General features: G+C 72.1%; 26 protein-coding genes. 8 read left to right on the top strand and 18 right to left on the bottom strand.

What is annotated here, in order from left to right; genetic code table 11:
* Nucleotides 1-766, bottom strand: a 766-nt coding sequence (locus tag AB0B89_RS10155; protein WP_358550656.1) for a helix-hairpin-helix domain-containing protein, incomplete at its 3' end; no start/stop codon positions are given.
* Between the two features lie 223 nt (nt 767-989).
* Between AB0B89_RS10155 and AB0B89_RS10160 the strand changes: the two genes are divergently transcribed.
* Nucleotides 990-2342, top strand: a complete 1353-nt coding sequence (locus tag AB0B89_RS10160; RefSeq protein ID WP_358550658.1) for a serine hydrolase domain-containing protein — start codon at nt 990-992, stop codon at nt 2340-2342.
* An 8-nt stretch (nt 2343-2350) separates the two neighbouring features.
* Here AB0B89_RS10160 and AB0B89_RS10165 read toward each other — a convergent pair whose 3' ends face one another.
* On the bottom strand, nt 2351-3937 hold the full coding sequence (locus AB0B89_RS10165) for an MFS transporter (protein WP_358550660.1): 1587 nt from the start codon (nt 3935-3937) through the stop codon (nt 2351-2353).
* Nucleotides 3938-4190: 253 nt separating this feature from the next.
* Between AB0B89_RS10165 and AB0B89_RS10170 the strand changes: the two genes are divergently transcribed.
* Together AB0B89_RS10170 and AB0B89_RS10175 are read left to right on the top strand one after the other, a co-directional pair.
* A complete protein-coding gene (locus AB0B89_RS10170; protein ID WP_358550734.1) occupies nt 4191-5420 on the top strand; it encodes a DUF6596 domain-containing protein in 1230 nt (409 codons plus the stop codon).
* A gap of 21 nt (nt 5421-5441) precedes the next feature.
* Nucleotides 5442-5963, top strand: coding sequence for an N-acetyltransferase family protein (locus AB0B89_RS10175; RefSeq protein ID WP_358550662.1), 522 nt, complete (start codon nt 5442-5444; stop codon nt 5961-5963).
* A gap of 27 nt (nt 5964-5990) precedes the next feature.
* Here AB0B89_RS10175 and rox read toward each other — a convergent pair whose 3' ends face one another.
* The gene (rox, locus tag AB0B89_RS10180) at nt 5991-7418 is read right to left on the bottom strand and encodes a rifampin monooxygenase (protein WP_358550664.1); all 1428 of its coding nucleotides are present in this window, start codon (nt 7416-7418) and stop codon (nt 5991-5993) included.
* A gap of 193 nt (nt 7419-7611) precedes the next feature.
* Here rox and AB0B89_RS10185 point away from each other — a divergent pair, with 193 nt between their 5' ends.
* Nucleotides 7612-7965, top strand: coding sequence for a hypothetical protein (locus AB0B89_RS10185; protein ID WP_358550666.1), 354 nt, complete (start codon nt 7612-7614; stop codon nt 7963-7965).
* Between the two features lie 105 nt (nt 7966-8070).
* On the opposite strand, the gene AB0B89_RS10190 is transcribed toward AB0B89_RS10185, so the two are convergent.
* The 10 genes from AB0B89_RS10190 to AB0B89_RS10235 form a co-directional block, all read right to left on the bottom strand.
* Nucleotides 8071-8592: a DUF1990 domain-containing protein gene (locus tag AB0B89_RS10190; RefSeq protein ID WP_358550668.1), complete on the bottom strand. Its 522-nt coding sequence runs from the start codon at nt 8590-8592 to the stop codon at nt 8071-8073.
* Between the two features lie 28 nt (nt 8593-8620).
* Nucleotides 8621-9436 (bottom strand): YndJ family protein, encoded by an 816-nt coding sequence (locus tag AB0B89_RS10195; RefSeq protein WP_358550670.1) that lies wholly within the window; start codon nt 9434-9436, stop codon nt 8621-8623.
* Nucleotides 9437-9619: 183 nt separating this feature from the next.
* Nucleotides 9620-9889 carry a sigma factor gene (locus AB0B89_RS10200; RefSeq protein WP_358550672.1) on the bottom strand — a complete coding sequence of 90 codons (270 nt, stop codon included), beginning with the start codon at nt 9887-9889 and terminating at the stop codon, nt 9620-9622.
* A gap of 128 nt (nt 9890-10017) precedes the next feature.
* Nucleotides 10018-12156: an alpha/beta hydrolase-fold protein gene (locus AB0B89_RS10205; protein ID WP_358550675.1), complete on the bottom strand. Its 2139-nt coding sequence runs from the start codon at nt 12154-12156 to the stop codon at nt 10018-10020.
* Nucleotides 12157-12409: 253 nt separating this feature from the next.
* Nucleotides 12410-12838 carry a protein phosphatase gene (locus AB0B89_RS10210; RefSeq protein ID WP_358550677.1) on the bottom strand — a complete coding sequence of 143 codons (429 nt, stop codon included), beginning with the start codon at nt 12836-12838 and terminating at the stop codon, nt 12410-12412.
* A 100-nt stretch (nt 12839-12938) separates the two neighbouring features.
* Nucleotides 12939-14501 (bottom strand): FAD-dependent oxidoreductase, encoded by a 1563-nt coding sequence (locus AB0B89_RS10215; protein WP_358550679.1) that lies wholly within the window; start codon nt 14499-14501, stop codon nt 12939-12941.
* An 80-nt stretch (nt 14502-14581) separates the two neighbouring features.
* Nucleotides 14582-15211 carry a TetR family transcriptional regulator gene (locus AB0B89_RS10220; RefSeq protein ID WP_358550681.1) on the bottom strand — a complete coding sequence of 210 codons (630 nt, stop codon included), beginning with the start codon at nt 15209-15211 and terminating at the stop codon, nt 14582-14584.
* Between the two features lie 145 nt (nt 15212-15356).
* Nucleotides 15357-15872 carry a hypothetical protein gene (locus tag AB0B89_RS10225; protein WP_358550683.1) on the bottom strand — a complete coding sequence of 172 codons (516 nt, stop codon included), beginning with the start codon at nt 15870-15872 and terminating at the stop codon, nt 15357-15359.
* 94 nt (nt 15873-15966) lie between these two features.
* A complete protein-coding gene (locus AB0B89_RS10230) occupies nt 15967-16416 on the bottom strand; it encodes a MarR family transcriptional regulator (RefSeq protein WP_358550685.1) in 450 nt (149 codons plus the stop codon).
* A gap of 178 nt (nt 16417-16594) precedes the next feature.
* Nucleotides 16595-19855 (bottom strand): amidase family protein, encoded by a 3261-nt coding sequence (locus AB0B89_RS10235; protein ID WP_358550687.1) that lies wholly within the window; start codon nt 19853-19855, stop codon nt 16595-16597.
* A gap of 252 nt (nt 19856-20107) precedes the next feature.
* On the opposite strand from AB0B89_RS10235, the gene AB0B89_RS10240 reads away from it, so the two are divergent.
* Complete coding sequence (locus tag AB0B89_RS10240) at nt 20108-20473, top strand: hypothetical protein (RefSeq protein ID WP_358550689.1); 366 nt, start codon at nt 20108-20110, stop codon at nt 20471-20473.
* Nucleotides 20474-20807: 334 nt separating this feature from the next.
* Nucleotides 20808-22040 (top strand): hypothetical protein, encoded by a 1233-nt coding sequence (locus AB0B89_RS10245; RefSeq protein ID WP_358550691.1) that lies wholly within the window; start codon nt 20808-20810, stop codon nt 22038-22040.
* 108 nt (nt 22041-22148) lie between these two features.
* Here the strand turns inward: AB0B89_RS10245 and AB0B89_RS10250 are convergent, their stop codons facing one another.
* From AB0B89_RS10250 to AB0B89_RS10265, 4 genes are all read right to left on the bottom strand, one after another.
* Complete coding sequence (locus AB0B89_RS10250) at nt 22149-22427, bottom strand: ATP-binding cassette domain-containing protein (protein WP_358550693.1); 279 nt, start codon at nt 22425-22427, stop codon at nt 22149-22151.
* 63 nt (nt 22428-22490) lie between these two features.
* Entirely contained in the window at nt 22491-22817 is a 327-nt protein-coding gene (locus AB0B89_RS10255) for a DUF1048 domain-containing protein (protein ID WP_358550694.1), read from the bottom strand.
* Between the two features lies 1 nt (nt 22818).
* Nucleotides 22819-23175 (bottom strand): DUF1048 domain-containing protein, encoded by a 357-nt coding sequence (locus AB0B89_RS10260; protein WP_358550696.1) that lies wholly within the window; start codon nt 23173-23175, stop codon nt 22819-22821.
* The gene (locus AB0B89_RS10265; protein WP_358550698.1) at nt 23172-23498 is read right to left on the bottom strand and encodes a PadR family transcriptional regulator; all 327 of its coding nucleotides are present in this window, start codon (nt 23496-23498) and stop codon (nt 23172-23174) included. Before AB0B89_RS10265 ends, AB0B89_RS10260 begins: the two co-directional genes overlap by 4 nt.
* A gap of 302 nt (nt 23499-23800) precedes the next feature.
* On the opposite strand from AB0B89_RS10265, the gene AB0B89_RS10270 reads away from it, so the two are divergent.
* Both AB0B89_RS10270 and AB0B89_RS10275 read left to right on the top strand, forming a co-directional pair.
* Nucleotides 23801-25657, top strand: a complete 1857-nt coding sequence (locus AB0B89_RS10270) for a hypothetical protein (protein WP_358550700.1) — start codon at nt 23801-23803, stop codon at nt 25655-25657.
* A complete protein-coding gene (locus AB0B89_RS10275; RefSeq protein ID WP_358550702.1) occupies nt 25621-25989 on the top strand; it encodes a helix-turn-helix transcriptional regulator in 369 nt (122 codons plus the stop codon). The genes AB0B89_RS10270 and AB0B89_RS10275 overlap by 37 nt, the downstream gene beginning before the upstream one ends.
* Here the strand turns inward: AB0B89_RS10275 and AB0B89_RS10280 are convergent.
* Nucleotides 25955-26554, bottom strand: a complete 600-nt coding sequence (locus AB0B89_RS10280; RefSeq protein WP_358550704.1) for a TetR family transcriptional regulator — start codon at nt 26552-26554, stop codon at nt 25955-25957. The two genes, AB0B89_RS10275 and AB0B89_RS10280, sit on opposite strands and share 35 nt — an antisense overlap.
* Nucleotides 26555-26587 lie beyond the last annotated feature (33 nt).

Below are 26587 nucleotides of genomic sequence, written 5' to 3' on the forward strand. Positions count from 1 at the left end.
CGAGGACGCGCAGCCCCCGCTCCTTGAGATGGCGTACGGCCTCGGCCACGGGGGCCCCGTCAGCCGCCTGCGACAGGGTGTACCGCAGGCCGGCCTTGACCCGCTCGGGGCTGTCGTGCGGGATGCCGACCGCCTGGGCGATGGTGTCGGCGGTCTTGAAGCCGATGCCCCACACGTCGTCGGCCAGCCGGTAGGGCTCGTTCCGCACCACGGTGATGGAGGCGTCGCCGTACTGCTTGAAGATGCGCACCGCGATCGAGGTGGACACCCCGACCCCCTGAAGGAAGATCATCACCTCTTTGATGATCTTCTGTTCCTCCCAGGCGGCGGCGATCATCTTGGTGCGCTTGGGGCCCAGGCCGGGCACCTCGACCAGCCGCTCGGGCGCGGTCTCGATCACCTCGAGCGTCGAGACCCCGAAATGATCGACGATGCGCTCGGCCATCTTGGGGCCGATGCCCTTGACCAGCCCGGAGCCGAGGTAGCGCTGGATGCCCTGCACGGTGGCCGGCAAGACCGTGGTGTACGACCACACCTCGAACTGCCGGCCGTACTTGGGATGGGAGCCCCAGCGGCCGGTGAGGCGCAGGCTCTCGCCCACCTGGGCGCCGAGCAGCGGCCCGACCGCCGTCACCAGGTCGGCGCCGCCCCGTTCGACGGCCACGCGCGCGATGGTGTACCCGGTCTCCTCGTTGGCGTAGGTGATGCGTTCGAGGACGGCGGACAGCTCGACGCCGGGGGGACGGCCTGCCTCCGGGGTGGTCATGGCGGGTATTCTCCCGCAGCCCGCGCCCCGGCGGTGCGCCGGTCGTCGTGTCGGCGGGCGTCCCGCCCGGGGTCGCGGGCGGCCGCGACGGCTCCTCGTGCGGCGCCACGGCCCCGGCCGGCCCGCCGGGCGTGACCGGGTGGCCGAGCGGCCTGCCCGAAGATCCCCGGTAATGTGTCAGCTGTTCTACCAAGCGGCTTACCGATGCGGGGAGGGCGGCCGGATGGCGGCGGTTCTGGAGGGTACGGCTCGCGCGCTGCTGCGCCGTGTGGCCATCGAGCAGGCCGAGACGCGGATGCCCTCGCTGGCCGCCATGGTCCTTCGCGAGGGCGAGCCGGTCTGGTTCGGAGCCCGGGGCAGGGCTGAGGGCGCCGCCCCCACCACCGCCACCCAATACCGCATCGGGTCGATCACCAAGACCATGGTCGCCGTGCTGGTGATGCGGCTGCGCGACGAGGGCCTGCTCGACCTTAACGACCCGCTGGCCAAGCACGTCGCCGCCACCCCGGTCGGAGACGTCACCATCGCCCAGCTGCTCTCGCACACCGGGGGGCTCACCGCCGAGCCGCCCGGGGGGTGGTGGGAACGCACCCCCGGCGTCGAGATGGACGCCCTGGCCGGCGCGCTGGACGTCCAGACCGCCCGTCACCGGCCCGGCCGCCGGTTCCACTACTCCAACCTCGGCTTCGCCCTGCTGGGCGAGCTGGTCGCGCGGCACCGCGGGGTCGGCTGGGCCGAGGCGGTGCGGTCGGAGATCCTGGAGCCGCTGGGCATGCGCGACACCACGACCCGCCCCCGCGAGCCGCACGCCCGCGGGTACGCCGTGCATCCGTGGGCCGATGTGCTGCTGCCCGAGCCCGAGCACGACGCGGGTGCGATGGCCCCGGCGGGTCAGCTGTGGTCCACCCCCGCCGACCTGGCCAGATGGGCGGCGTTCCTGTCCGGCGGCAAGGAGGCGGTGCTGCGTGGGCCCACGCTCGCCGAGATGCGCGAGCCCGCCGCCGTCGAGGACGGCGACACCTGGAGCGTCGGCCACGGCCTGGGCGTCCAGTTGCTGCGCCACCGGGGGCGGCGCCTGGTCGGGCACGGCGGGTCGATGCCGGGGTTCCTCGCGGTGGTCTGGGCCGATCCGGCCGACCGGGCGAGCGTGCTGGTCATGGCGAACGCCACCTCGGGGCTGCGCGCCTCGGTGGCCACCGACCTGCTCGACATCCTGGACACCCACGAGCCGCCCCTGCCGCGCGAGTGGGCGCCCTCCCCCGCCGACGCCGACCTGCTGGAGATCACCGGCCTCTGGTACTGGGGGCCGGCCGCCTACCTGCTGCGCCTGCTGCCCGGGCGCGACGTGTCGCTGGCCCCGGTGGGCGTCCCCGGCCGGTCCTCGCGGTTCGCCGCGCAGGCCGACGGCACCTGGCTCGGCCTCGACGGCTACTACGCCGGGGAGACCCTGCGCCTGGTGCGCCGCCCCGACGGCTCGCCCGGTCACCTCGACCTCAACACCTTCGTGTTCACCCGTGAGCCGTACGACCCGGCCGCGCCCGTCCCCGGCGGCGTGGACGCCTCCGGCTGGCGCTGACCCCGGCCTCAGTCACGCGCGTCCGCCTCCCGGCCGCTGGGACGTACGTGCCGCAGCAGGGTGAGGGTGGCGACGGCGGTGGCGAGCAGCAGGACGGCGCTGATCGCGGCGGTCAGGTGCGTTCCCGCGGTGAACGCCTCGCGCGCGGCGGCGAGCAGCCGCGCGCCGAGGGGGCCCGGCAGGTCCGAGGCGGCGGTGAGGGCGCCCGCGAGGGTGTCGCGGGCCGCGCCGGCCGCCTGGGCGGGGACGCCCTCGGGGATGGCGCCGGCGATGTGGGCGCGGTAGACGGCGGCGCCGAGGCTGCCGAGGGCGGCGATGCCCAGGGCGTAGCCGAACTCCGAGCCGGTCTCGTTCATCCCGGCGGCCAGGCCGGCCTTGCCGGGCGGGACCGCGCCGATGACCAGGTCGACGGTGAGGACCACCATGGGCCCGCCGCCGATGTTGGTCAGGGCGAACCCGAGCGCCACCGCCACCAGGCCGTGCTCCGGCCCGGCCTGGGTGATCAGCAGCAGGCCGGCCGCGCCGGCGGCCATGCCCGCGCCGATGAGGTAGGCCGGGCGGACGCGGCGGGCGAGGATCGGGGACAGCAGCGCGCCGGTGATCGAACCGGCCACCGCCGGCAGCATGGCCAGCCCTGCCCGCAGCGGCGACAGCCCGGCGACGAGCTGGAAGTACTGGGTGACGAACAGCATGATCGCGCCCATCAGCGTCGTGCCGGCCATCATGGCGCCCATCGCGGCGGTGAAGGAACGGTTGGCGAACAGCCGCAGGTCCAGCAGCGGGTCGGCCAGCCCGCGCTGCCGCCGGGCGAACGCCACCCCGAAGGCCGCGCCGGCCAGCACCGCCGTGACGGGCATGGCCTGCCAGCCGCTCCTGGCCAGTTCCTTGAGGCCGTAGATGGCCGGCAGGATCGCGGCCAGGGACAGCGCCACGCTGGTCAGGTCGAGCCGGCCGGCGGCGGTGTCGCGGTACTCGGGCAGCAGCACCGGGCCGAAGGCCAGCAGCAGGCCCATCGCCGGCACGCCCAGCAGGAACACCGACCCCCACCAGTAGTGCTCCAGCAGTGCCCCGCCCACCAGCGGGCCGACCGCGGCGCCGGACATGAAGCACACCATCCACACGCTGATGGCCACGGCCCGCTGGCGGGGGTCGCGGAACATGTTGCCGATCAACGCCAGTGTGGAGGGCGTCAGCGTCGCCCCGGCGACCCCCAGCAGCGCCCGGGCGGCGATCAGCATTCCCGGTCCGGTGGAGTAGGCCGCCAGCACCGAGGCCGCCCCGAACCCGGCCGCGCCGATGAGCAGCAGCCTGCGGCGCCCGATCCGGTCGCCCAGGGTGCCCATCGTGATGAGCAGGCCCGCCAGCATGAACCCGTACACGTCCATGATCCACAGCTGTTCGGTGGCGCCGGCCCCGAGGTCCGCGCTCAGCCGGGGCAGCGCCAGCAGCAGCACGAACACGTCGATCGAGACCAGCAGGGCCGCCAGCGCCAGCACACCGAGCCCTGCCCATTCCCGCCGCCCGGCCCGCGGGCCGGTGGCGTGCGGACCCGCCGCCGTCGCGCCGCCGGTGTCCGTCGCGGTATTGGCATCCATGAAAAGACCGCTCCTGTCTCGTGAGATCGCGAGGTGCCTCCATTGGGCACTTCACACCCGTGGGTCGGAGCGGGCGTGGAGAATTCGACATCCGGTTCCGCGCGGGCCGGGATTCCCGCGCGGCCGTCACCTGGTTGACTGCGGGGACGGCGACACGACGACCGGGCCCGCCCGCATCCAGGCGCGGCGGCCCACCACCACGCGGGACGGAGATGTGAGTACCGACACCCAGGTCGAGAACCTGCTGCGCGAGATGGCGCCGCAGGTCGCCGGCATCCTCCTGCGGCGTCACGGGCACTTCGACACCGCCGAGGACGCGGTGCAGGAGGCCCTGCTGGCCGCCGCCGTGCAGTGGCCCGTGCGGGGGATCCCCGACAGCCCCAAGGCGTGGCTGGTCACGGTGGCCTCCCGCCGGCTGACCGACCAGTGGCGCAGCGACCACGCCCGCCGGGTCAGGGAGGTCACGGTCGCGGCCATGGACGCCGATGCCGTGGCGCCGGGCCCGGGTGAGGACACCCCGCCGGATCAGGACGACACCCTTACCCTGCTGTTCCTGTGCTGCCATCCCGCGCTGTCGGCGGCCTCCCAGCTCGCCCTCACCCTGCGCGCCGTCGGCGGGCTGACCACCGCGCAGATCGCCCGCGCGTTCCTGGTCCCCGAGGCGACCATGGCCCAGCGCATCAGCCGGGCCAAGCAGCGCGTCAAGGCCACCGGCATCCCGTTCCGCATGCCCCCCGAGCCCGAGCGGGCCGAACGGCTGCGCGTGGTCCTGCACGTGCTGTATCTGATCTTCAACGAGGGGCACACCACCACCTCGGGGCCTGACCTGCACCGCGCCGAGCTGACCGGCGAGGCGATCCGGCTGACCCGCGCCGTTCACCGGTCGCTTCCCGGCGACGGCGAGGTGGCCGGGCTGCTCGCGCTCATGCTGCTCACCGACGCGCGCCGCCCGGCACGTACCCAGCCCGACGGGACGCTGGTGCCGCTGGCCGAGCAGGACCGGAGCCGGTGGAACCGCGCGCACATCGCCGACGGCATCGCGCTGATCACCGGCGCGCTGTCGCACGCGACGCTCGGCCCCTACCAGGTGCAGGCGGCCATCGCCGCGGTCCACGCCGAAGCGCCCCGTGCCGAGGACACCGACTGGGCACAGGTCCTCGCGCTGTACGAACTGCTGGCCCGCGTCGCGCCCAACCCCATGGTGACGCTCAACCACGCCGTCGCGCTCGCCATGGTGAAGGGGCCGGTGGCCGGGCTCGACCTGCTGGCCGAGCTCGACGGCGACGAACGGCTCGCCGGTCACCACCGTCTCGACGCGGTCCGCGCGCACCTGCTAGAGATGGCCGGTGAGCTCGACGCGGCCCGCGACCGCTACAGGGCCGCGGCGCGCGGCACCACCAGCATCCCCGAGCAGCGCTACCTGGAGACCAGGGCCGCCCGGCTGGCGCCCCGGGACCCCGGCGGCGTTGCCGGGTCCGGCTGAACCCGATCACGGAGACGACAGGTGTCGAACGAGGAAACGCGCATCCGTACGGCCGTGCCCGCCGACCTTGAGACGGTCGCGGCGATCTACTCCCACTACGTCACCGGCAGCCTCGCCACCTTCGAGGAGACCCCGCCGAGCGTGCCCGACTGGGAGCGCAGGCTGGACGATCTGGCCGGGCGGGGGCTGCCGTTCCTGGTCGCCGACGTGGGCGGCCAGGTGGCCGGGTACGCCTACGCGGGGCCGTGGCGGCCCAGACCGGCCTACCGGCACACGGTGGAGGACTCGATCTACCTCGCCCCCGGCTGGACCGGCAGGGGGCTGGGCCGCGCGCTGCTGGACCCGCTGCTGGCCGGGTGCGCGAGCGCCGGCGCCCGGCAGGTGATCGCGGTCATCGCCGACACCGGGGACGACGCCTCGGCCGCGCTGCACCGCCGGTTCGGCTTCACCGAGGCGGGGCGGCTCAGGCAGGTGGGCCACAAGCACGGGCGCTGGGTGGACACGGTGCTCATGCAACGCGGCCTGTCCCCCGGCGCGGCCTGACCCGTCGCCAGAGCCGCGGTCGCGTGCTCAGGTGACGGCGGCGCCGAACCACTTGGGCAGCCGGCTGAGCAGATCCTGCTGGTCTTCACCGACCCACGCCACGTGGCCGTCCGGCCGCAGAAGCGCCGCGGGCACGTCCAGTTCCTCGCTGCCGTCGACGACGTGGTCGACCCGATCGGCCCAGCCCGCCACCGAGAGCCGGCCGGTCTGGTCGAGCAGTAGCCCGCGGCCGCCGTGCATCAGCTCGTAGAGGCGCCCCCGCTTCAGGCCCATGTCCCGCATCCGCCGGCCGAGCAGCTCGTGTCCCTCGCCGAAGTCGTAGCGGACCCCGATCGCGGTCGTCTTCTCGATCAGGTACCGGTTCACCTCCTCGAAGTCCATCAGTTCGGCCATCAGCCGGCGCACCGCCTGGGGGCCCGGCTCCAAAGACAGCAGCTCGGACTGCGCGCGGGTGTTGTTGAGCACGTCCGCGGCCACCGGGTGCCGTTCGGTGTGGTAGCTGTCCAGCAGCCCTTCCGGTGCCCAGCCGCCGACCTCGGCGGCCAGTTTCCAGCCGAGGTTGAACGCGTCCTGGACACCGAGGTTGAGCCCCTGCCCGCCCAGCGGCGGGTGGACGTGCGCCGCGTCGCCGGCCAGCAGCACCCGGCCGACCCGGTAGCGCTCGGCCTGGCGGGTGGCGTCGCCGAACCGCGACAGCCAGCGCGGGGAGTGCGCGCCGAAGTCGGTGCCGGCGAACACCCGCAGCCGCTGCCTGAACTCCTCAAGGGTCGGCGGGACCGTGCGGTCGGCGGCCACCCCCTCGGCGGGCACGACGAGGCGGTACTCCCCTCCCCCGATGGGCCCGGCGCCGAACCCGCGGTTGGTCTTGCGGACTTCCGCGACGATGGCGGCGATGGTCGCCGGCTCCTCGGTCACCCGCATCTCGGCCAGCAGCCACTCGGCCCTGGCGGGCTCGCCGGGGAAGCCGACACCGAGCAGCTTGCGCACCGTGCTGCGGCCGCCGTCGCAGCCGACGAGGTAGCGCGAGCGCAGCCGCGTGCCGTCGGCCAGCTCGGCGGTCACCCCGTGGTCGTCCTGGCTCAGCCCGACCAGCTCGCAGCCGCGCCGGATCTCGACGCCGACCTCGGTGGCGCGCTCGGCCAGCAGGCGATCGGTGACGTTCTGCGGGATACCGAGGATGTACGCGTGCGCGGTGTCCATCCTGTCAGGCCTCGGCTTGTCGATACCGGCGAAGTGGCCACCGAGCGCGTACTTCTGGCCGTGCGCGAGGAATCGCTCCAGCAGGCCGCGCTGGTCCATCACCTCGATGCTGCGCACGTGCAGGCCGAGCGAGCGGACGATTCTGGACGGCTCCGCGTCCTTCTCCAGCACGAGCACGCGCACGCCGTGCAGCCGCAACTCACCGGCCAGCATCAAGCCGGTCGGTCCGCCACCGGCGACGATCACGTCGAACATGAAGACCCCCCCTTCGACTAGGTCGCGTTTCGGGCTCAGCGGTCCGCGCGGTCCGGAGGCGCGCATCCGCGAGCACACGTATGCCGTGGATCCCTGATTTCCGCAGGTCCTGGCTTACAGCCGGAGATTCTGCGGCATGACCCGGGTCTTGTGGCAAGCCCCCCGGTGCGCTATACGTTGAGAGTGGTAAGGAGTGGGTAACCTCCTTGCCTTCACCGCTTGTCGTCCGTTGCCGACGGACGGCTCCTCGCTGAAGCGACCGGCGTGCGCGACCGCCTGTGCTCGCCGTCTGGTCGGTGCCGGGTTCCACTTCGACGCCGCGATGCGCGACTTCGTCGCCACCGGTGCCGGCCGCACCCTTGGCGAGGCCGTGAAGCACTGGCACGCGACGCGAAACCAGGAGCGTGGGGAGATCGGAGCCCCGTTCGAGCTCAATCGTTTCCTTCGCGAGTGGCACGCTGCCCATCCCGGTTCCGGTCGCCAGGCCGCGCTCGCCGCCTGGCGGGAGTACAGGTCCCTGCCTGTCGACGCCCGGCCCCAGGCGTGACGGACTCAGGTCCCGCCATCGGAACAGGTCTTCCAGGGAGCGTGCGGGAGGACGAGCGGTTCCTGGGCCGCCTTTCGGCCGGCGGCTCCGGTGACGCTCCCGCGATCAGCGGGTGTGGCGGCGCAGCGCCGAGGCGTAGCGGCCGGCGAAGTAGCGCTGCGCCAGGGCGACCAGTGGCCAGGCGGCGCGCGTGTACCAGCCGCCGGGCCGGGTGAAGGCGCTGACCGTGAACGACATCGACCCGTCGCCGGCCACCTCCAGCAGGAAGGACTCCTCGCCGGACTCCGGATGGCCGGGAAGCGTGCCGTACGCGAACCCCGCGCGGCGGTCCTCCTCGACGGTCCACACGACCCGGCAGGGGGCGGCGATCGCCAGCGGGCCGACCCCGAGGTGGGAGACCACCACGACTCCCGGCGCGGCCCTCGGCGCGGTGGCCTGGGGCGACAGGCCGAGAGCGGCGTGCATGCGCCAGGTCAGCAGCGCGTCGGCCGCGCGGCCCAGGCAGGCGCCGTCGCCCATGGGATAGCGGCGCCTGAGGTGCCGGTAGCCCTGCGGCAGCTCGCCCGTGCGGGTCGCCCCCGCCTCGGCGTAGGTCAGCTCCGCGTCGTCGTACCGTTCCAGGTCCATCGCGCTCCTTGCCTGATCGGTCGTCGGATCACAGGGGCCGGGTCCGTAGCCTGCGCCAGGCGGCCAGCCCGCACAGCGCGAACCCGGCGGCGTTGCACACCCCGTGGGTGGCGGCCATCCATTCCACCGACGGGTGAGGCAGCCCGGTCGCCTCGCCCACCGCCCAGCTCAGCGCCAGCAGCATGGTCGCCGAGAGCGTCAGGGCGCAGGCGCCGAGCAGGACGCGGGTCAGCCGGTCGGCGGCCCCGCGCCGCACCTGTGTCCATGTCAGCCACCCGACGAGCCACATTCCCGCGGTGAGTACCACCGCACCCGCCAGTTCTGCCCAGTCGTCGACGAAGTAGCCGAGGAACACCAGGGCCGTGCCGCAGGGCACCGCGAGCGCGGCAGCCCTTGCCATCGCACGGTCCCCGGTTGCGCGGCACACCAGACCGGCCACCAGCGCGGCGGCGAACCCGGCGAAGTGGAAGTGCGCCACGGTGAGGGCGAGGATGGCGGGCTTGAAGCCGAGCAGGGCGTGGCCCGCGCGCTCCCACACCAGCGCCAGGCCCGCGACGGCCGGTGCCGAAAGGGCCGTGAGCACCGCCACCTCGCGCGGCGCCAGGGACCGGTGCCGCCACGCCCGTACGGCCGCGTGGCCGGCCGGCACCGCGGTGGCCAGGGCGTAGACGACGGCGAGCGCCGTCGCGGCCGTACCCCGGGCGAGCCAGAGTGAGAGCGCGCCCGGCACCGCGCCCGCGACCCACACGTGCCTGACGGCGCGGGGCGTGTCGATCAGTGTGAGCCCGGCCGGCACCACGACCAGCATGCCGATCATGACGATGACGTTGACCAGCGGGGTCACGGCGCCTCCGATTGAACGTGTTCAATTGGCTCCTGGTGGCAGGCTACCAGGCGGGCCTCGCGCGGGCTCGGGGGGGCCAGGCAGGCCAGGCGGGACCGCGTTCAGGTCGGGCGCGGCACGCAGCCTCGTGGTCTCGTCCGCCATCATCTGGCGAAGGTCGTCCTCAAGAGTGGACATTCCTGATCACTCCTTCCATCGATCGCTCGCCGAACGCCACACGGAGTTTGGCGATCGCCTTCGACTGATGGAGCCGTTGACGATGATGCGGCGGATGTAGGGCTCGGGGTTGTCGTACCGCACCCGGTCCCAGTTCCGGTACGTGCGCTCCAGCGCCGTCTGCAGGAGGTCTTCCGCCTCCTTCTCGTCGCCGCACGCGAGGTAGGCGACCCGAAGCAGACTCGTGCCGCGTGCTGCCACGAACGCGGCGAACCCATCGCCTTCCGCGCCGGTCACGTCTGTCCGTCCAATGTCATGACCTCTAATACACCTGGGCCGTGCCGGGCGTTGCCCGCGCCCGCGCGGGCTTCCCGGCGGCGCGCCTCACCCTGGGGTTCGCGGGCGCGCCGCCTTGCGTTCGGTCGTCAGATGGGCAGGCCGGTCACCGGGTCCACGACAGCGGTGAACACGTCGCCGTTGCCCGGTGCGGTGGCGCCGGCCGCCGTGCCGTACGTGAGGCCGGTGACGCGGACCTTCCCGTCCGGGCCCGGAGCGGCGAACAGGTTGGGCTCGGCGAAGGGGTCCGCGCCGTCGTCACGGGCCGAGCCGAACTGGGCCGCCGCCACCTGCTTGCCCTTGGCGGACAGGCGTACGGTCAGGACGTCGGCCTGCCCGGCCACCACGCCGACCCGGCCACGGGTGTACCCGAGCACCTCGGCCTCGCCGTTCGGCAGCGGCACGACGGCCGCCCCCGCGTCCGTGGCGGGGGTCGCGACGGTGGTGGCCCACTTCTGCTTGCCCGCGGAGGTGTGGGCGACGGCGAGCAGGTCGCCGCCGACGGACCCGGTCGCGAGCACGAGGCCGCCGCTCGTCACCGTCACGGCGTTGAGGCGGTCGTCTCCGGCGCCGCCCGCCGTGGTCACCCAGCGCCTGGTCCCGTCGGCGTCGTACCGGGCGATCCAGCCGTCCTGCCCGCCGAGCGCGGTGGTGCCCGGCAGCCCGGCGGGTCCGCCGCCGACGATGTACGCGCCGGTGGCGTCGGCCGCCACTCCGTACGCCTTGTCCTCGCCGGGTCCGCCGAACTGGCGTACCCAGGCGACCTGCCCGCCGGACGTGACGCGGGCGAGGATGGCGTCCTTGTCGCCGCTGTTCGCGCCGGACAGCGCGCCCTTGGTGTATCCCGCGAGGTAGGCGCCGCCGTCGGAGGTGGCCGTCAGCCCGTACGCGCGGTCCGCGACGCCTGCGGCGCCGAACTGGGTCAGCCACCGCACCTCGCCGTTGGCGTCCAGGCGGACCACGAAGGCGTCGTCGGAGGCGTTGCCCGCGTGGTGGCCGTCCAGGTCGCCCCGGGTGTAACCGGCGGCGAGGACGCCGCCGTCGGGCAGCGCCGCCACGCCGTAGAGGCGCTCGTCGGCGGCCGTCCCGAGTTGCCTGGTCCACCGCGCCGTACCGTCCGCGCCGAGGCGCCTCAGCACGACGTCCAGCCCGCCCGCGTAGGCCTGGCCGTCCACCGCGCCGCTCGCCGCGTAGCCGAGGGTCGTCGAGCCGTCGGCGTGGGAGGCGACGCCGCCCGCCCAGTCGGTGCCGGCGGTCCCGTACAGCGGAGCGGGCAGCCCCGCCGGGGGGACGACGCTGAGTGCGGGACCGAGGTCGGCCATGCCCTGCTCGAACGCGGGTCCCCAGACGCTCCAGTCGTGGCCGCCGTCGAGGATGCGCATCTCGGCCGAGACGCCGGGCGCCCGCCGCGCGGCGTTGTAGAGCGCCTCGGACTCGAAGTCGAGATCGTGCCGGGCGTCGGCCGGGCCTGGGTTGGCGTACTCGTCGTCGCCGACCGCGATGAACAGCCGCACCGGCAGGTCGGGGTCGAGTTCCGACAGCAGGCGGGGGTAGTTGAGCCGCTGGTACACCTCGTCGTCGAACTTCTGACCGCCGAGCCCGAACGCGCCGTAGTCGCGGGCCGAGGAGTCGGCCGGGGGCAGCGGGGTGTACACGGCCGGGCTCAGCACCAGGGCGCTGCCGAAGAGGTCCTGGTGGGCCAGCGCGTACCGCAGCGCGCCCGCGCCGCCCATCGAGTAGCCGCCGACCATGCGCGCCGAGCGGATCGCGGCCGTGCGGTAGGTGGCGTCGACGTGGTTCACCAGGTCGCGGGTGAGCGCGGTCTCCACAGGCCTGCCGGGATCGTCGCTTCCGGTGTACCGCGAGTCGACGTACCAGTTGCCGCGCTCGCTCCAGGGGGCGTCGGGCATCACCGCGATGAGCGCGGGGATCCGCTCGTCCTGGATCATCTCGTCCAGGGTGTCCTTGACCTGGGTCCAGGACTGCAGCGAGTCGCCTCTGCCGTGCAGCAGGTACAGCACCGGATAGCGCCCGCCGCCCCGCACGTAGCCGTCGGGCAGGTACACGTTGTAGGCGATGGGCTCGCCGAGCGCGGTGGAGGGCGCGGAGGAGGCGGTGATCGTGCCGGTCTTCGGCTTGCCTCCCCGCGCCTCCGCGGGCATGACCGCGAGCATCGCGAGCGCCAGGGCTGCCAGTAGGCCGAGCGCACGCCATCGAGAAACGACCATCTGGCCACTCCTTCGCCGGGGCCGGTGGGGGTCCCCTGCCTGAGGGCGGGACGTTTCTGTAAACGTTTACAGTGGCGCCCCGGCCCGACACGTCTTGGGTGAGAGGTTTCCGGTGAGTTTCGCGGGCCGTTTGGGACGTGTCAATAGGGCAATTCGGTCACGACGCCTGCGGCCGGATCGCCGGCGGCCAGCCCTTCGCGGCCGGGGACGGACACCGGTCGCGCCCGCAGAGTGAGGCTGCCCGGCGAGTCCCCTACCGGAAGCGGGTGACGAAGCGGCGTTGCCAGGGGGTCTCGACAGCGTGTGAGGAGTAGTGCTTCCGGACGTAGGCGACCGCCTCTCGGCTGGGCACCCCGTCCAGCACGGCGAGGCAGGCCAGCGCCGTACCGGTTCGCCCGGATCCGCCGGCGCAGGAGATCTCGACGCGTTCGGTCTCGGCACGCGCCCATGCCTCGCGCAGCGCGTCCCCGGTGGCCACCCGGTCGGACGGCAGCCAGAAGTCCGGCCAGCGAAGCCAGCGCGCCTCCCACGGCACCGGGGGCGGCTCGTGGCCCAGCAGGTACAGCGCGAAGGCGGGCGCCGGCCCCACCGGAAGAGGGCGGCGCAGTCCACGGCCGCGAACGAGCCGGCCCGAGGGCAGGCGCAGCACGCCCGCCATCGTGGGCTCCCAAGCAGCGATCATCGAAGGAGCGTACGCCTGTCCTGGCCATGGAGACGCTCTCGACGCGAATGGCGGGCGACGCGAAATCGTGGTATCAGAATCCGCGCCCCGCAGGGCTCAGTCAGGTGCGGGCGGGTTCGACTACACCGAACCACCGCCGCAAGGCCGCCCGGAGTGCTTCCAGCTCGGTGGGATCTGGTTGGGGCGACGCGGATGCCCAGGCCACATAGCAGTCCGGCCGAAGGAGCAGTGCGGTGGGCGCGGGGTGCGGGGCGCGCGCGGTGACGCCATCGACCTGGCCGTGCCACGGGGCGAGCGTCCGCGCCAGGGACGCGTCTTCGGTGAGGTCGAGCAGCAGGGGTCGTGCGCTCCTGGTCAGCTCGGCCAGCCGGACCGGCCCGGCCGGGGTGCGCAGTTCCATGTCGGGGGCGAACCGGCCGACCAGCGGGTGCGCCTCGGGTTCGCCCATGTCGTAGCGGACGTCGGCGCCCGCGGTGAGTTCGGCCAGGCGCTGTACGGTGCTCGTGTCGCGAAGCAGTTCGGTGAACACCTCGCGCAGTCCGGTGACATCGCCGCCGGGGGCGATCAGGGCCGACTGCGCCCGCGCGTTCATCACCATGCGCTGGGCGGCCTGCCGCCGCTCGGTCTCGTAGCTGTCCAGCAGGCCGGGCGGGGCGCTGCCGCGGATTTCGGCGGCGAGTTTCCAGCCGAGGTTGATCGCGTCCTGCAGGCCCAGGTTGAGCCCGGGCCCGCCCCCCGTGGCGGCGTACACGTGGGCGGCGTCGCCGATCAGGAACACCCGGCCGTCGGCGAACCGTTCGGCGACCCGGGTGTTACCGCCGGTCAGCCGGCGCAGCACGTGCGGACCTTCGCCGTCGGGCGGACCGAGCGGCACCTCGACGCCGAGCACGCGGCGGACGCTCGCCCGCAGCTCGTCGAGGCTCATCGGAGCGCCGGTCTCGGGCTGGTCCCACTCTGAGGCGCTGACCAGCGGCGGGTGGCCGGGCATCGGCGCGTAGGAGAACCCGCCGTGCTCGGTGCGGTGGGGCAGGAACGGCAGAACAGCGCCCCGGCCGGGCACGTTCAGCGCACCGGTCGCGGGGTCGACCCAGTCCGCCGGGATCGACGCGTGCGCCGAGCGGACCGTCATCCGGTCGTAGGTGACGCCGGGGAACCCGATGCCGGAGAGCTTGCGCGTGGTGCTGTGCGCTCCATCCGCGCCGATGAGGTACCGGGCCCGCAGGTGGTACGTCCCGCCCGGCCCCGCGGCGTCGACGGTGACCGCGTCGTCGTCCTGCGACAGGTCGGCGACCTCGTGTCCGCGCCGGATCTCCACGCCCAGTTCGACGGCGCGCTCCTGAAGGACCTGCACGATGCGTCGCTGCGGCACCGGGAGGGCATAGATCGGGCTGTCCCGCAGCAGGCTCAGGTCCAGGCCCATCGCGCCGAACATGAAGTACGCGGAGTTCGGCCGTGGTGGCTCCGGGCTACCACTGAGACGTTCGTGCAGGCCGCGGCGGTCGAGCATTCTCACGACCTGGCCGAGCAGTCCGTTGGCTTTCGGTTCCTGGCTCGGCTCCGGCAGCCGCTCCAGCACGACCGGCCGGACCCCCGCAAGGGCCAGTTCGCAGGCCAGCATCAGCCCGTTCGGACCTCCGCCGGCGATGACGACATCTGCGATCATCGATTCTCCTTGTTCGCACGGAAAAGGGCAGGACGGATCGGCCCGGCGCTGGCCGGGCGTGATCGGTTCGCGCGGGTTTCCTATGGGACGGGAAGGCCCGCGGTGAGCTGGGCGAACACCTCGCGCAGCAGCGGCGCGAGCGGAATCGGCGGATCGGCGCTCATGCAGTGCTCCACGGCCACGGCACTGCCCGCGCCGACCACGGCGGCGACCAGCTTCGGGTAGACGTCATGTGCCACGTCGGTGCCGGTGCGCTCGGCGACCGCCTTGGCCAGCTCGTCCTGCGCGGCCGCGTTCGCCTTGAGTACCTCACCCTGCAGCGCCGGCTCGGCCAGCAGCAGCCGGAGACCGTCTCGCCAGCGCTGGTCGTGGGGAGACCCGCCACCGTGGCCCTCGTCCGGCGCGAAATGGGCCTGCACCGCGCTCACGATCGAGTCCCACAGCCGCTCGGTGGCCGGCCGCGCTCGCAGCTCGTCGGCGATGCGCAGCGCGCGCTCCAGGTGGCCGGCGGCTATCGCCTCGGCCTTGCTGGAGAAATAGTTACGGAAGGTGCGCACGGACACGTTCGCCGCCGCGGCGATGTCCTCGATCGTCACGTCGCCCCATCCGCGCTCGACGCACAGGCGGATCGTGGCCTGGCTCAGCGCGACGCGGGTCTCCCGCTTCTTGCGCTCCCGCAGCCCGGTACCGGCATTGTCTCCAGCGGTCATGTCCACCACCGTAGCAAATCTTACCAAAAATGCAAAAATGCTTTTTCGGCAAGATCACTGGGAGCGGGGCACGGAAGACGACCTCGCGGACCGGGTCATCAGGATGGCCGCGAGCGGCGACCCGGCAGTGGTGGCACGCCGCCGCTCAGGCGCGCTCACGCAGCCCGGTCTCGTCGGCGACGACGCCGGCCTGCGGGCCGCCCTCGCCGCAGTCGGGGCCGTTCGGGAAGGCGCCCTTGGGGGTCACCTCGATCTCCCGGTCGAGCACGGAGGCGCCCTGGTCGTCGAACAGCGCCACACCGACCCGCACCGCCTTCTTGGGCAGGCCGGGGACGTCGCCGAAGGCCTGCGACCCGCCGTCGGGCGTGAGGAGCGCCCCGCAGGTCTCCCCGGGGTCCGATCCGCAGGTCTTCGGCGTGGGGACGCTGACGGTGGAGGGGGCGAGCACGAGCTCGGCGTCGTGGCAGGAGCCGTCCCAGCAGACCCGCATGGTGGCCCGCTTCACCTTGGCGGCCAGCGGCGCCTCGACGAGCAGGGCCACCCCGACCCGCGTGCCGATCAGGGTGCAGGGCCTGCCGGAAGGCGCGGTGCCGCCGCATCCCGCCAGGCAGGCGACGACAAGGGGCAGGACGGAGATCCTCAGGGCGCGATGCACATCCATCTAGACGTATCTCCTGCCCACCGGGTTCTCGAATGGTCCTGCCGGTGCCGGCCTGCCGCCCGCGAGGTCGATAGTGAGACCGAAGGGGGCCGGTCTACGAGCCGTCTCGCCCGAGTTCGGCCAGGCGGGTCAGGGCGGGCAGCGCCCTGGCGATCGCCTGCCGTTCCTCGGTGGTCAGCCGGGCGATGAGCGGGACCAGGTGGCGGGTCCGGTCGTCGTGGCGTGACCGGCCGACCTGCCGGCCGGCCTCGGTGATGTGGACGAGGACGGCGCGCCCGTCGCTCGGGTCGGGGCGGCGCTCCACCAGCCCGTCGCGCTCCAGGCGGGTGATCAGCTGAGTGATGCCGGGCTGGCTGACCTGCTCGGTCCTGGTCAGGTCGCTCTGCCGCATCGGGCTGCCTCCGGCCGCGAGGGTGTCCAGCACCGACAGCGTCGTGAACGACAGTTTCTCCAGCGTCGGGAGCCGGATGTAGAAGCGGTTGAAGTTCTCCAATGCCGTGGCGAAGGCGTCCACATCCAGGTCGTCGCTCGCGTTGTCGTCCACACCCCGAAACATATCGCACGTTTATTTAAGCTGCTTATGCTGTTTCGCGCACGCTCCGCCCCCCGCCCCCCTGCGGGCGAGGCCCCAGTACGGTGCGGCGCGGCCACCACTCCTCACTACTCATGGATGCGATTACAGGGCCCGCGCCGGTCGGCGGCGCGGGCCCCTTGGGTGGAGGTCAGTGGCGGGATCGGGAGGTGAGGAGGCGGTCGCCGGGGTTGCACAGCTCCCCGGTGAAGAACGTGCTGCCGGGCACGCACCGCCACATGCTCGGGTTGGTGTAACTGGGGGCGAGACGGACGTTCGTCGCCTGTTCGAGGGCGTAGCCGTCGGCGAGGAGGGTCGCCTCGCTGAAGGCCGTGCCGACGAGGGTGACGCCGATCGGGTTGTGGCCCGCCGAGCTGGCCGTGGCGCCGTACCCGGCGGGGAGCGTCAGCGCCGGATAACCCGCGCGGTCGGCGTATCCGACGAGCGCGCTGCCGCTCGGCACCATGACGGCGTCGAAGTCGTCGGACTTGTCGTCCGGCGTTCCGTTGGTGAGGATTCCGTCGATCAACGCCCGGTTGGACGACTTGCCCGCCTCCAGGTCGGCCTTGTACGCCGCGCTGGTGGCGGGGTCGGACAGGTCGACGGCCTGGGCGGCGAGAAGCTGGCCCTGCTGGTACTTCAGTCCCTCCACGGGGTTGGCGTTGTTGTAGTCGATGAGGGCCTGCAGCGACCGGGCTCCTGGTCCGCGCCGGATGCCGCCCAGGTAGGCGTCGAGGTCACGCTTGAACTCGCTCGGCACGACGCTCGCCGGGTCGGGGCTGGGCGTGCCGGGTGTCACCTGGGTCGTCGTGGCCCCAAGCGACTGCAGGGCCGTCACCATCGCGGGGTACGGCGCGGCCGTGCTCGCCACGACGGCGATCTTCTTGCCCCGCAGGGCGGTCGCGGACAGGCCCTCGGTGTAGTTCCTGACGGGCGCGCCCGCCGTCGCCGGGTCGGCCCGGTCGGGTCCGGCGATCACCGTGAGCGCGCTCGCGGCGTCGTACACGGTGCGGGTGATCGGGCCGGGCGCGTCCTGTGACCGGGCGACGGGCAGGACGCCGGTGCGGCTGACCAGGCCGACCGTCGGCTTCAGGCCGACGACGCCCGCCGCGTCGGCGGGGGCCACCAGCTGGGCCGAGTCGGTGGAGGTCTCCATGCCGATGGTGAACGCCGCGAGCCCCGAGGCCGTCGCCGCCGCCGAACCGCCGGACGAACCGGCCGGAGTCTTGTCGGTGTCGGACGGCAGGAGCACCTGACCGGCGAGCGAGGAGTACCCCTTCGGCATGTTCGTGTCGAAGACGCCGTTCAGCTCGGAGATGTTCGTCTTGCCGAGGATGATCGCCCCGGCGGCCTTGAGCTTGGCCACCACCGTCGAGTCCCCGGACGGCCGGAGGTCCTGCAGGGCGATCGAGCCGCCCGTCGTCGCCAGCGAGTCCACGTCGAACCCGTCGTTGAGCAGCACAGGAAGGCCGTACAGTGGCCCGCGCGGCGGCTTTTGGCCATTCTTATCCCGCTTATCCTTGTCGCGTTCCCGGTCGCGCTCCCGGGCCTCCTTGATGGCGTCGGTGTTGATCGAGCGGACCGCCTGCGTGGCCGGGCCTTCGGCGTTGGTCAGCGCGATCCGGTAGAGGTACGCCTTGACGAGCTCCTCGGAGGTGAGCGTGCCCGCGGCGAGCCGGGCGCTCAGGCTCTGCGCCGACTCGGTCTCCAGCGAGAACCGCAGCGGCTGCGGCGCTCGGCCGAGCAGGTCCATGATCGTGTCGTAGTCGGGGTTGCAGTGCCCGCGCCTGGCGAAGGGCGGCGCCGGGACGGTGTGCGCGCAGCGGTACATGCTCGGGTTCACCGAAGCGGCCGTCTGGCGCAGGCGGGTGGCCCGCTCGATGACGTACCCGACGCCGATGATGTTGTACTCGTCGTACGCGTTCCCGTGGACCTGCACGTTGACCGCGCGGCGGGTCGTGGCGGCGTACCCCATGGGGATCGTCATCGTCGGGTACCCGGCCTGCGGCCCGCTGGGGACGCTGCCGAGGATCGCGATCACGGGGTCGGCGGGCTGGGCCGGGTCGGAGTTGGTGTAGGTCATCATGTCGTCGATGGCTTTGTGCCAGGCGGCCTTGCGGATGGGCAGGTTCGTCCGGTAAGCGATCTCGTTGGCCCCGCCGGGGGTGATGTCGGCGAGCGACGCGTTGAGGTGGCTGTTGTTGCCGAACTTCAGGGCCTGCTGCTCGTTGGCCTGGTTGTCGGCCACCTCCTGGACCAGCGACTGGATCGGCGCCTTGGAGCCTAGGCGCTTGTAGTACTCGTCGATGGTCTTGTGCTGCTCGTACCCGCTCGGCAGGTTCGGCAGCGTGCCTACGGTCGCCGTGGGACGCGGCACCATGATCGCGCCGGCGGCCGTGAGCGCGTCGTACGCGATCTTGAGCGGGGTGCCGTCGGTCAGCGTGCCGTTGTATCCGATCTTCTTGCCCTTGACGAAGTCGACGTCCAGGGCCGCCATGTAGTCAGGCAACCGCGCGGGCGGGGCCGGAATGACGCCGGTGGCGAGGTAGTCCGGTCCGAAGATCGCGCTGTACTCCGCGTCGCTGCCCGGGTCGGGACCGGCGATCGAGGCGAGCGTCATCGCCGCGTCCGACACGCTGCGCACCATCGGCCCCGCCGTGTCCTGCGACGCGCTGATCGGCGCGATCCCGTACCCGGGCACGAGCCCGACGGTCGGCCGCAGCCCGACGAGGCTCTGCGTGCTCGACGGGCTGATGATGGAGCCCGAGGTCTCCGTGCCGATCCCGAGCGTGGAAAGCGCCGCGGCCATGGCGGTGCCGGTTCCGGAGGAGGAACCGCTGGGGTTCTGGTCGGCGTCGATGCCGTTCACGACCTGCCCGGTGAGGTTGCTGAACCCGGACGGCTGGTTGCCGAAGCTGTTGGCGAACTCCGAGAGCCCCACCTTGCCGAGGACCACCACCCCGCGCTCACGCAGCTTCTTGGTGATGCCCGCGCCGGTCGCCGGGTACGACTTGCGCAGGGAGTAGTTGCCGGCCGAGGTGTACATGCCGGTGACGTCGATGAGGTCTTTCAGGAGGATCGGGAGCCCGTGCGCGGGCCCGAGGACCTGGCCCGCCTTCCGCTGGCGGTCGGCCAGCGCCGCCTGCTTCAGTGCGTCCGGGTTGATCTGGGTCACGGCGTTCAACCCCGGCCCGCGCTTGTTCAGCGCCGCGATCCGTTCGAGGTAGGCCTGGGTGAGCTCGACGGAGGTGAGTTGTCCCTTGGCCATCATGGCCTCGGCCTGGGCGCCGGTGAGCGTTTCCAGGTCGAGTACGCGCGGCCGGTGGTCCTTGGCCGTGGCGGCCGCCGGTGTGAGCGTCACGGTGAGGGAGAGGGCGAGAAGAGCTGTGACGGTGAAGCGGATTTTGGGCACCACACGCTCCTTGAGGAACCTGGTAATGCCCGTGACCGTATAGACGATCAATTACCGCCAAATGTCCGGAATGTTCCGTGTGCCGAAATCAGCGGAACGGACGTCCGAATCCCCGTCTGGGGCGCCCGCACCGCGTGTCGTCTCAGGGCGGCGGCGACGCCCCGCGGGCCTCCGCGACACGCCACGCGGCGCCGCCGTGACCAATTGCCCCGATCACCTTTCGCGACCTTACGGTGGCTGCATGATTGGGTTATGTCAGGACGTGTTGCGAGATGGGTGGGCGGCGCCCTCGTCGCGGTGGCCGTGATCGGATTGGGCGTCTACTTCACCACGGTCGGACTCGACAAGGCCGACAAGCTCGCCAGCGTGATCGGCGTGTTCATCGGGCTGGCCGGCCTGGCCCTGGCGATCTACGGGCTTCTCGCCGACCGCCGGACCGGCCCGCCGTCACCGCGGCCCTCGACGGCCCAGGACACCGGATCGGTGCGCAACGAGATCCACGGCGGCACCCATTACGGCCCGGTCATCCAGGGCCGCGACTTCCGCCAGGTCAACCTCGGCTCCTCGCCACCGCCCGCGTCGGCGCCGGATGGCCCGGACACCTCCACCGAGGGGTGAGGCGGTGACCGGCCCCACCGACAACACGATCATTGGGGTACGGCGTCCGCGGCTCGACCGCGACCCAGCCCGCCGGCTCGTCGTCGACGATCGGCGGCTTCATGGCCGTCGTCTCATCGACGGTTCGGGAATCGTGGTGTCCAGAAAGGGCCCTCGGTCATGCTCCGCATACCAGCGTCCTCCGGACGTTGAGTAGTGATTGCTCATCCGGCGGTGGCGGGTCGGCGGCGATGATTCTTCCCGTCGTCGACGCCATCCGGGCGTCGCCTCACCACACGATAGGCGAGAGATGTCACGTCCTACTCCCTGGCCGGCCCGGCGCACAAGGCTGACGATGGCGATGCTGGTCGCCGCCGGTGCCACCCTTCTCCTCCCCCTGCCGCCGGCGGACGCGGATCCGGGCCATGGCCGGTCGGTGTCCTCCACCCGCGATACGGAGCTGGCTCGCCGGCAGGCGCCGATGCTCGCACTGGCCGACGACCTGGAGGCCTCCGGCCGGGCCGCGGGCACCGGTTTCGCCGGCGTGGTGCTGGACGTGCCGGACGGCATCGTCCACCTGTACTGGAAGGGCGCCGCGCCCAAGGCGGTCGACGCCGTGGCGGCGAAGGCGCCGCGGGGCGTCCGCGTGCGGGTGCACCCGGCGGCGTACTCGGCCGACGAGCTGCGCGAGCGCGCCGATGAGATCATCCGCAGTCGAGGGCTGAGCGCCGGTGGCGACGTCCATCGCGTGACGCCGCTGGCGGACGGCAGCGGCCTGGAACTGGGCGTCACCCGCGCCGCGGGGACGGCCGCCGGCAATGCCCCGGCCGATCCCATGGTGGTGAACACCGAAGTGGAGTCGGCGCCCACTCCCTACGACGGCCGATGGGGCGGCGCCTCTCCGTTCGAGGGGGGCATCCAGATCGGCGAATGCAGCACGTCCTTCGGCGGGCTGATGTCCCCGGCGGGCCCCGACTGGGTCTACCCCGCCAAGCTCATCACGGCCGCGCACTGCTACTCCGTCGGAGACCAGGTGCGCACCGGGAACTCCGCCACGGGCGGCCCGGTGGTGATCGGTCATGTCGAGGCGGTCAATCCCGCGCTGGACTCCGCGCTCATCGCGGTGGACTCGGGCAAGTTCGTCACCGGCTGGATGTGGGACGGCGGCGTGCTGGACGGGTCGGAGTTCACCAAGCCGGTCGTGGGGACCTCGGCCGCGCGGAAGGGCTCGCTGGTGTGCTCCTCGGGCGCGTGGAGCGGCGCCCACTGCGACATCAAGATCACCAAGACCGACTCGACGCTCGACTGGGGGACCCACATCTCCCGGGCGGTGTCCATCGGCGACCAGCTTCAAGGGGAGCTGGCGAGCGGAAGCGGCGACAGCGGCGGACCCGTGTTCACCCTCACCAGCGACTTCAGCAGCGTCCTCGCGGCCGGAGTGATCATTGGCGGGGACGACGGCCGACCCGCGACGTGCACCTACCGGTCCAACCGCTGTTCCACCAGGCTGTTCTTCACCGACTTCCGCACGGTGCGCTCCTACTGGAACCTGTCGTGGATGGCGGGCCAGGGCCCCGAAGGCCTCTGAGTCGCTGAAGGGGACGTCAGTGCCGCCCAGGCCCGTCGCCTGGTCATCGATCATGTTGAGCCAGGTCGCGCCGAACAGCTACCTAGGCGGTCCTGCGGCGGTAGGTGTTCATGGCGAAGGCGAACGCGACGATATCGACTCCCGCACGTTCGCCGGTTGCGTGGCGACGTCGAAGCCGTTGACACCGGCCGTGCCCGCGTCAGCCTTGAGCAGCGTGGACAGGATCTTCACGACCGTGGTCTTGCCGGCCCCGTTGGAGCCGAGCAGGGCGAAGATGCTGCCCCGCGCCACGCCGAAGTCCACGCCGCGCAGCACCCGCAGCTGCTTGAACGACTTCTGCAGGCCCCGCATGTGGATCACAGGCCCTCGGACCTCATCGGCTGTCATTCAGTATTCCGTTGATGCAGGCGCTGGCGCTGATCAAATGGTATAAGGCCGGGTCGACGGATGTTACTTCTCGGCCGTGCCGGGTTTCCCGCTGATGGACTCCTGATAGATGTCCGCGTTGGTGCGCGAGTCCTTGATCAGGTCGTCGCAGAAGGCAGCGACATCGTTGCCGATGAGTTCCAGGACCCCCTTGCCTGCCGCGACGCCCTCCTCGAAGAAATCGACTATCCCTGAGAGTAGGGACCCGTCAAGCAACTCGATCGGTCCGACCTTGAAGAAGTACCTCTGAATCTCCTTGTAGACGATCTGGTAGTCCGGCGGGAGCGCCTTGACCCGCGCCATGTGCGCCCGCCACTGCTTCTTGCCCTCGATGATGTCTTGGATGCCCACGTCAGCCTCCTAGCCGGCCCAATTTCCTTGCGACGTTCCTGTTCAACTGCTCGCGCCACCGGTCGCGAAAGCTCTGAGCCCCTTCTCCGCCGGCCAGCGCCGCGCAGAAGCCCTCGATGTCGTCACCCAGCACCTCGTGAATGCCCCGCCCATCGGCCGCCGTCTCTTCGAGCAGCCCCAGAGCACCGTCGAGAATTGGCATCAGGTTTCGACCTGTGAAGTCCGAGTAGGGAGAAAGATGGCCCTTGATCTCTTCCCACGCCGCCCGGTAACCGGCCGGCAATGCCTCGGCCCGGGATTCGAACGCCTTCCATTCCCTGGTGAGATTGCTGCCTGTCATGGTCTCCCAGAAGTTCATCTCCCGCCCTCCTTGAGCTTGTCGATCCGTGATGTGACGTACTCCCATTTGGCCCAGAACGTTGCGAGTTCTTCGCGCCCCGCGTCGTTGAGCGCATAGAACTTGCGCGGCGGGCCCAGCCCGGACGGTCGTTTCGTCGCCTGGACGAGCCCGTTCTTCTCCAGTCGCAGCAGGATGGTGTAAACCGTCCCCTCGACGACGTCGGCGAAGCCGAGTTCGTTAAGCCGGCGCGTGATGGCGTACCCGTAGGTCTCCTCGCTGCCGATGATTTCAAGCACGCAGCCCTCAAGCGTGCCCTTCAGCATCTCCGTCAGGTCGTCCATCGTGGGTCCTCTTCGATCTCCTGGTACTTTGTAGTACCGAGTACCACTACACGGTACCACAGAGTAGTGAACAAGGAGGCTGCGAGGACCGGGGGCGGATGCGGGATCAATGTTCAAGGCCCGTGGACCGGATCCCAAGGGAACGGCAAGAAATCTTCAATCCGCCTTTCGCATCGTGGGGAACGTCCACCGTGGAAAGGCGGAGCGTAATGATCAACGTCACGTACCCTCGGCGTCCCGGCGTTCCGGCAGGCCGAGGGTCGAACGGCGGACCGACGAGGCGATGGACCGGCGCCGCCGCCATGGGCGAGACGTCCACCGGCCCGTACCCGCTGACGGGGCGCTGGCCGCTCGTCGGCCGCCACGACGAGCTGACGCGCTTCGCTCAGGTGCTCGCCGATCCGTGGATCCAGGGCTTCGTGGTGTGCGGACCCTCCGGCGTCGGGAGGTCACGGCTGGTGGAGGAGTGCGTGACGGCGGCGGTGGACCAGGGATACGAGGCGGTGCGAGCGGCGGCGAGCGCGCCGGCGGCGAGGATCCCGTTCGGGACGATCGCCCACCTGCTCCCGTACGACGTCGACCCCGCCGGCCCGGTGGCGGGATTCGTCTCGGTGTCCAAGGCGCCGGCCGAGGCGGCGCGGAACAGGCTGGTGGTGCTGGTGGACGACCTGCAGCTGCTGGACCCGGCCTCTGTCGTGCTGACCAGGCAGCTCATGGACGTCGGCCTGATCTTCCTCATCGGGACGATCCGTACGGACGGGCCCGTCACCGCCGCCATGGAACTCATACGGTGGGAGGACTCGGTACACCGGGTCGACCTGGCCGAACTCGACCAGGACACCGTCGAGGAGCTGCTTCGGACCGTGCTCGGCGGACCCGTCGGACGGCGCACGCTGCACGAGCTGTTCACCGCGTCCGGCGGCAACGTGCTCTACCTGCGCGAACTGGTCCTCGGAGCCCTCCGCGCCGGGGCACTCGCGAGCGAGGGGACATTGTGGGAACTGGCCACGGGCTCGCCGACGCACACGCCCAGACTGACCGAGCTGATCAACGCGCGGCTGGCGTGCGCCGGCGGCACGGGACGTCGGTTCCTGGAGCTTCTCGCGCTGTGCGAGCCGCTGGGACCGCTCGACGTCGACGCCCTCCCCCAGACCCTGATCGACCTCGAACGGGCCGGGGTGATCCGCGCGTCCGGTGACGGGCGGCGTGTCAGCCTGACCCTGGCCCACCCCCTGTACGGGAAGGTTCTGCGCGCGCAGACCCCCCTGATCAGGCGCCGGGCCATGCTGCTGCGCCAGGCCGAGCGGATCGAGGCTCATGGCGCCCGCCGCGACGACGACGCGCTGCGCATCGCCTCCTGGCGGCTGGCGGCCACCGGCACCGCCGACCCCGCCCTGCTCGTACGGGGTGCGGCCACGGCTCGCCGCGCCGGCGACCATGCCCGCGTCCTCGCCCTGCTGAGCACGGTGGACACCGAACATCACACGACCGGATCCCGGCTCCTGTACGGCGAGGCACTCATGGAGACGGGCCAGTGCCGGCAGGCCGAGGCGGTGCTTGCCGGCGCGTACGAGCAGGCGTCCACGGAACGGGAACGGCGGGTCGCGACCAGGCTGCGCACCCACAACCTGTTCTGGATGGGCGCGCGGACGAAGGAGGCCCTCGAACTCAACGACGAGGCGCTCTCCCGCGTCCCCCATGGAGCCGACCGCGAACTCCTGCTCATCGACAGGGCGACCATGATCACGATGTCCGGCCGGCCCGCCGAGGGAGTGCGGCTGCTGGACGCGCTTCCGCGGGAGGAACTCCGGGCGAAGGAGGTGAACGGGTGGCTGTGGGCGACCTCGTCGAAGGCGACCGCGCTGGCGCTGCTCGGCCGTACCCGTGAGGCGTGGTCCCTGGCCGAGGCGGCCGAGCGCGCCCACCGGGCGCATCCGCGGGACGAGCAGGCCCCGCCTTCCCCGGCGTTCACCTACGTGCTCCCGCTCACGCACGCGGCGGCGGAGGACGGCCGGCTCGCGCTGGCTCGTGAGATCGGAGCGCGCGGCACCGCCGGCCTGCTCACCGGGCGAGCCGCAGGCCAGGGGGCGACGTGGAACGCGCTGAGCCGGGCACGTGTGGAATGGCTGGCGGGACGGCCGCACGCGCCACGGAGCTGAGGGCGCGCTGCGAAGGCGCGGACACACCTCTTCTGGCCACCGGCCACGAGGCCGTTCCCCTGACCGCGCGCGAGCGTGACATCGCGCTTCTGGCCGCCGGCGGCACCCCGAGCAAGGACATCGCCCAGACCCTGGTCCTCTCGGTGCGCACCGTCGACAACCACCTGCAGAAGATCTACACCAAGCTCGGGGTCACCACCCGGCGTGACCTCGCCCATGCCCTCGGGGGAAGGCAGGCTCAGCGGACCTCCACGCCCGCCGCTCCTGGGCGCGGCCGGTTCCCAGCCGCTGGACCGTTCACAGAAGCCGTCTCTGCACGACGTCGGCGATGACGGTGGCCACGGCCTTGTGGACGGCACCCGGCTCCGGCGGGGTGCCTTTGCGGTCGGCGAAGAGCAGGTGCCCGGTGCCGATCAGCGCGGGAGCGAGCGTGTCGACGTCGGCGTCCGCCGCGATGCGGCCCAGTTCGCGCTCGACGCTGAGGTAGGAGGCGATCATCGCCGCGGCTTCCGTCAGGAGCGGGACGCCGGTCGGCCTGGCCTGGCGCAGCCGGGCGCGCAGGTCGTCCCGGGAGATGACGAGGCCGACGATCGCCACGGCGACCGACCCGAACAGGTCCGTCAGCGCGCCGGTGAGGTTGCCGGCGACGGTGCCGGTCCCGGCGGAGTCGCGCAGCGCGGCGGCCTGGTGGTCGATCCGGGCTATGCGGTCCAGCACGAGCTCGGCGAGGAAGCCGTCGAAGTCGGCGAAGTGCCGGTGCAGGACGCCCTTGGCGCAGCCCGCCTCCGTGGTGACCGCCCGGCTCGTCAGCGCGCTCGGCCCGTCCCGGAGCAGGACACGCTCGGCGGCGTCGAACAGCTGCTCGCGCGCGTCGCGAATGGCCACCCCTGTCGGCACCGTGCATCCATCCCTTTCGTCGCCAAGGCACAC

Source organism: Sphaerisporangium sp. NPDC049002 (genome assembly GCF_040649355.1).
Lineage (GTDB): Bacteria > Actinomycetota > Actinomycetes > Streptosporangiales > Streptosporangiaceae > Sphaerisporangium.

Coding starts and splice junctions, on each gene's coding strand:
- AB0B89_RS10160 (WP_358550658.1), top strand. CDS start 990: ATGGCGGCGGTTCTGGAGGGTACGGCTCGCGCGCTGCTGCGCCGTGTG.
- AB0B89_RS10165 (WP_358550660.1), bottom strand. CDS start 3,937: ATGGATGCCAATACCGCGACGGACACCGGCGGCGCGACGGCGGCGGGT.
- AB0B89_RS10170 (WP_358550734.1), top strand. CDS start 4,191: ATGGCGCCGCAGGTCGCCGGCATCCTCCTGCGGCGTCACGGGCACTTC.
- rox (WP_358550664.1), bottom strand. CDS start 7,418: ATGTTCGACGTGATCGTCGCCGGTGGCGGACCGACCGGCTTGATGCTG.
- AB0B89_RS10190 (WP_358550668.1), bottom strand. CDS start 8,592: ATGGACCTGGAACGGTACGACGACGCGGAGCTGACCTACGCCGAGGCG.
- AB0B89_RS10205 (WP_358550675.1), bottom strand. CDS start 12,156: ATGGTCGTTTCTCGATGGCGTGCGCTCGGCCTACTGGCAGCCCTGGCG.
- AB0B89_RS10210 (WP_358550677.1), bottom strand. CDS start 12,838: ATGATCGCTGCTTGGGAGCCCACGATGGCGGGCGTGCTGCGCCTGCCC.
- AB0B89_RS10215 (WP_358550679.1), bottom strand. CDS start 14,501: ATGATCGCAGATGTCGTCATCGCCGGCGGAGGTCCGAACGGGCTGATG.
- AB0B89_RS10220 (WP_358550681.1), bottom strand. CDS start 15,211: ATGACCGCTGGAGACAATGCCGGTACCGGGCTGCGGGAGCGCAAGAAG.
- AB0B89_RS10225 (WP_358550683.1), bottom strand. CDS start 15,872: ATGGATGTGCATCGCGCCCTGAGGATCTCCGTCCTGCCCCTTGTCGTC.
- AB0B89_RS10240 (WP_358550689.1), top strand. CDS start 20,108: ATGTCAGGACGTGTTGCGAGATGGGTGGGCGGCGCCCTCGTCGCGGTG.
- AB0B89_RS10245 (WP_358550691.1), top strand. CDS start 20,808: ATGGCGATGCTGGTCGCCGCCGGTGCCACCCTTCTCCTCCCCCTGCCG.
- AB0B89_RS10250 (WP_358550693.1), bottom strand. CDS start 22,427: ATGACAGCCGATGAGGTCCGAGGGCCTGTGATCCACATGCGGGGCCTG.
- AB0B89_RS10260 (WP_358550696.1), bottom strand. CDS start 23,175: ATGAACTTCTGGGAGACCATGACAGGCAGCAATCTCACCAGGGAATGG.
- AB0B89_RS10265 (WP_358550698.1), bottom strand. CDS start 23,498: ATGGACGACCTGACGGAGATGCTGAAGGGCACGCTTGAGGGCTGCGTG.
- AB0B89_RS10270 (WP_358550700.1), top strand. CDS start 23,801: ATGGGCGAGACGTCCACCGGCCCGTACCCGCTGACGGGGCGCTGGCCG.
- AB0B89_RS10275 (WP_358550702.1), top strand. CDS start 25,621: ATGGCTGGCGGGACGGCCGCACGCGCCACGGAGCTGAGGGCGCGCTGC.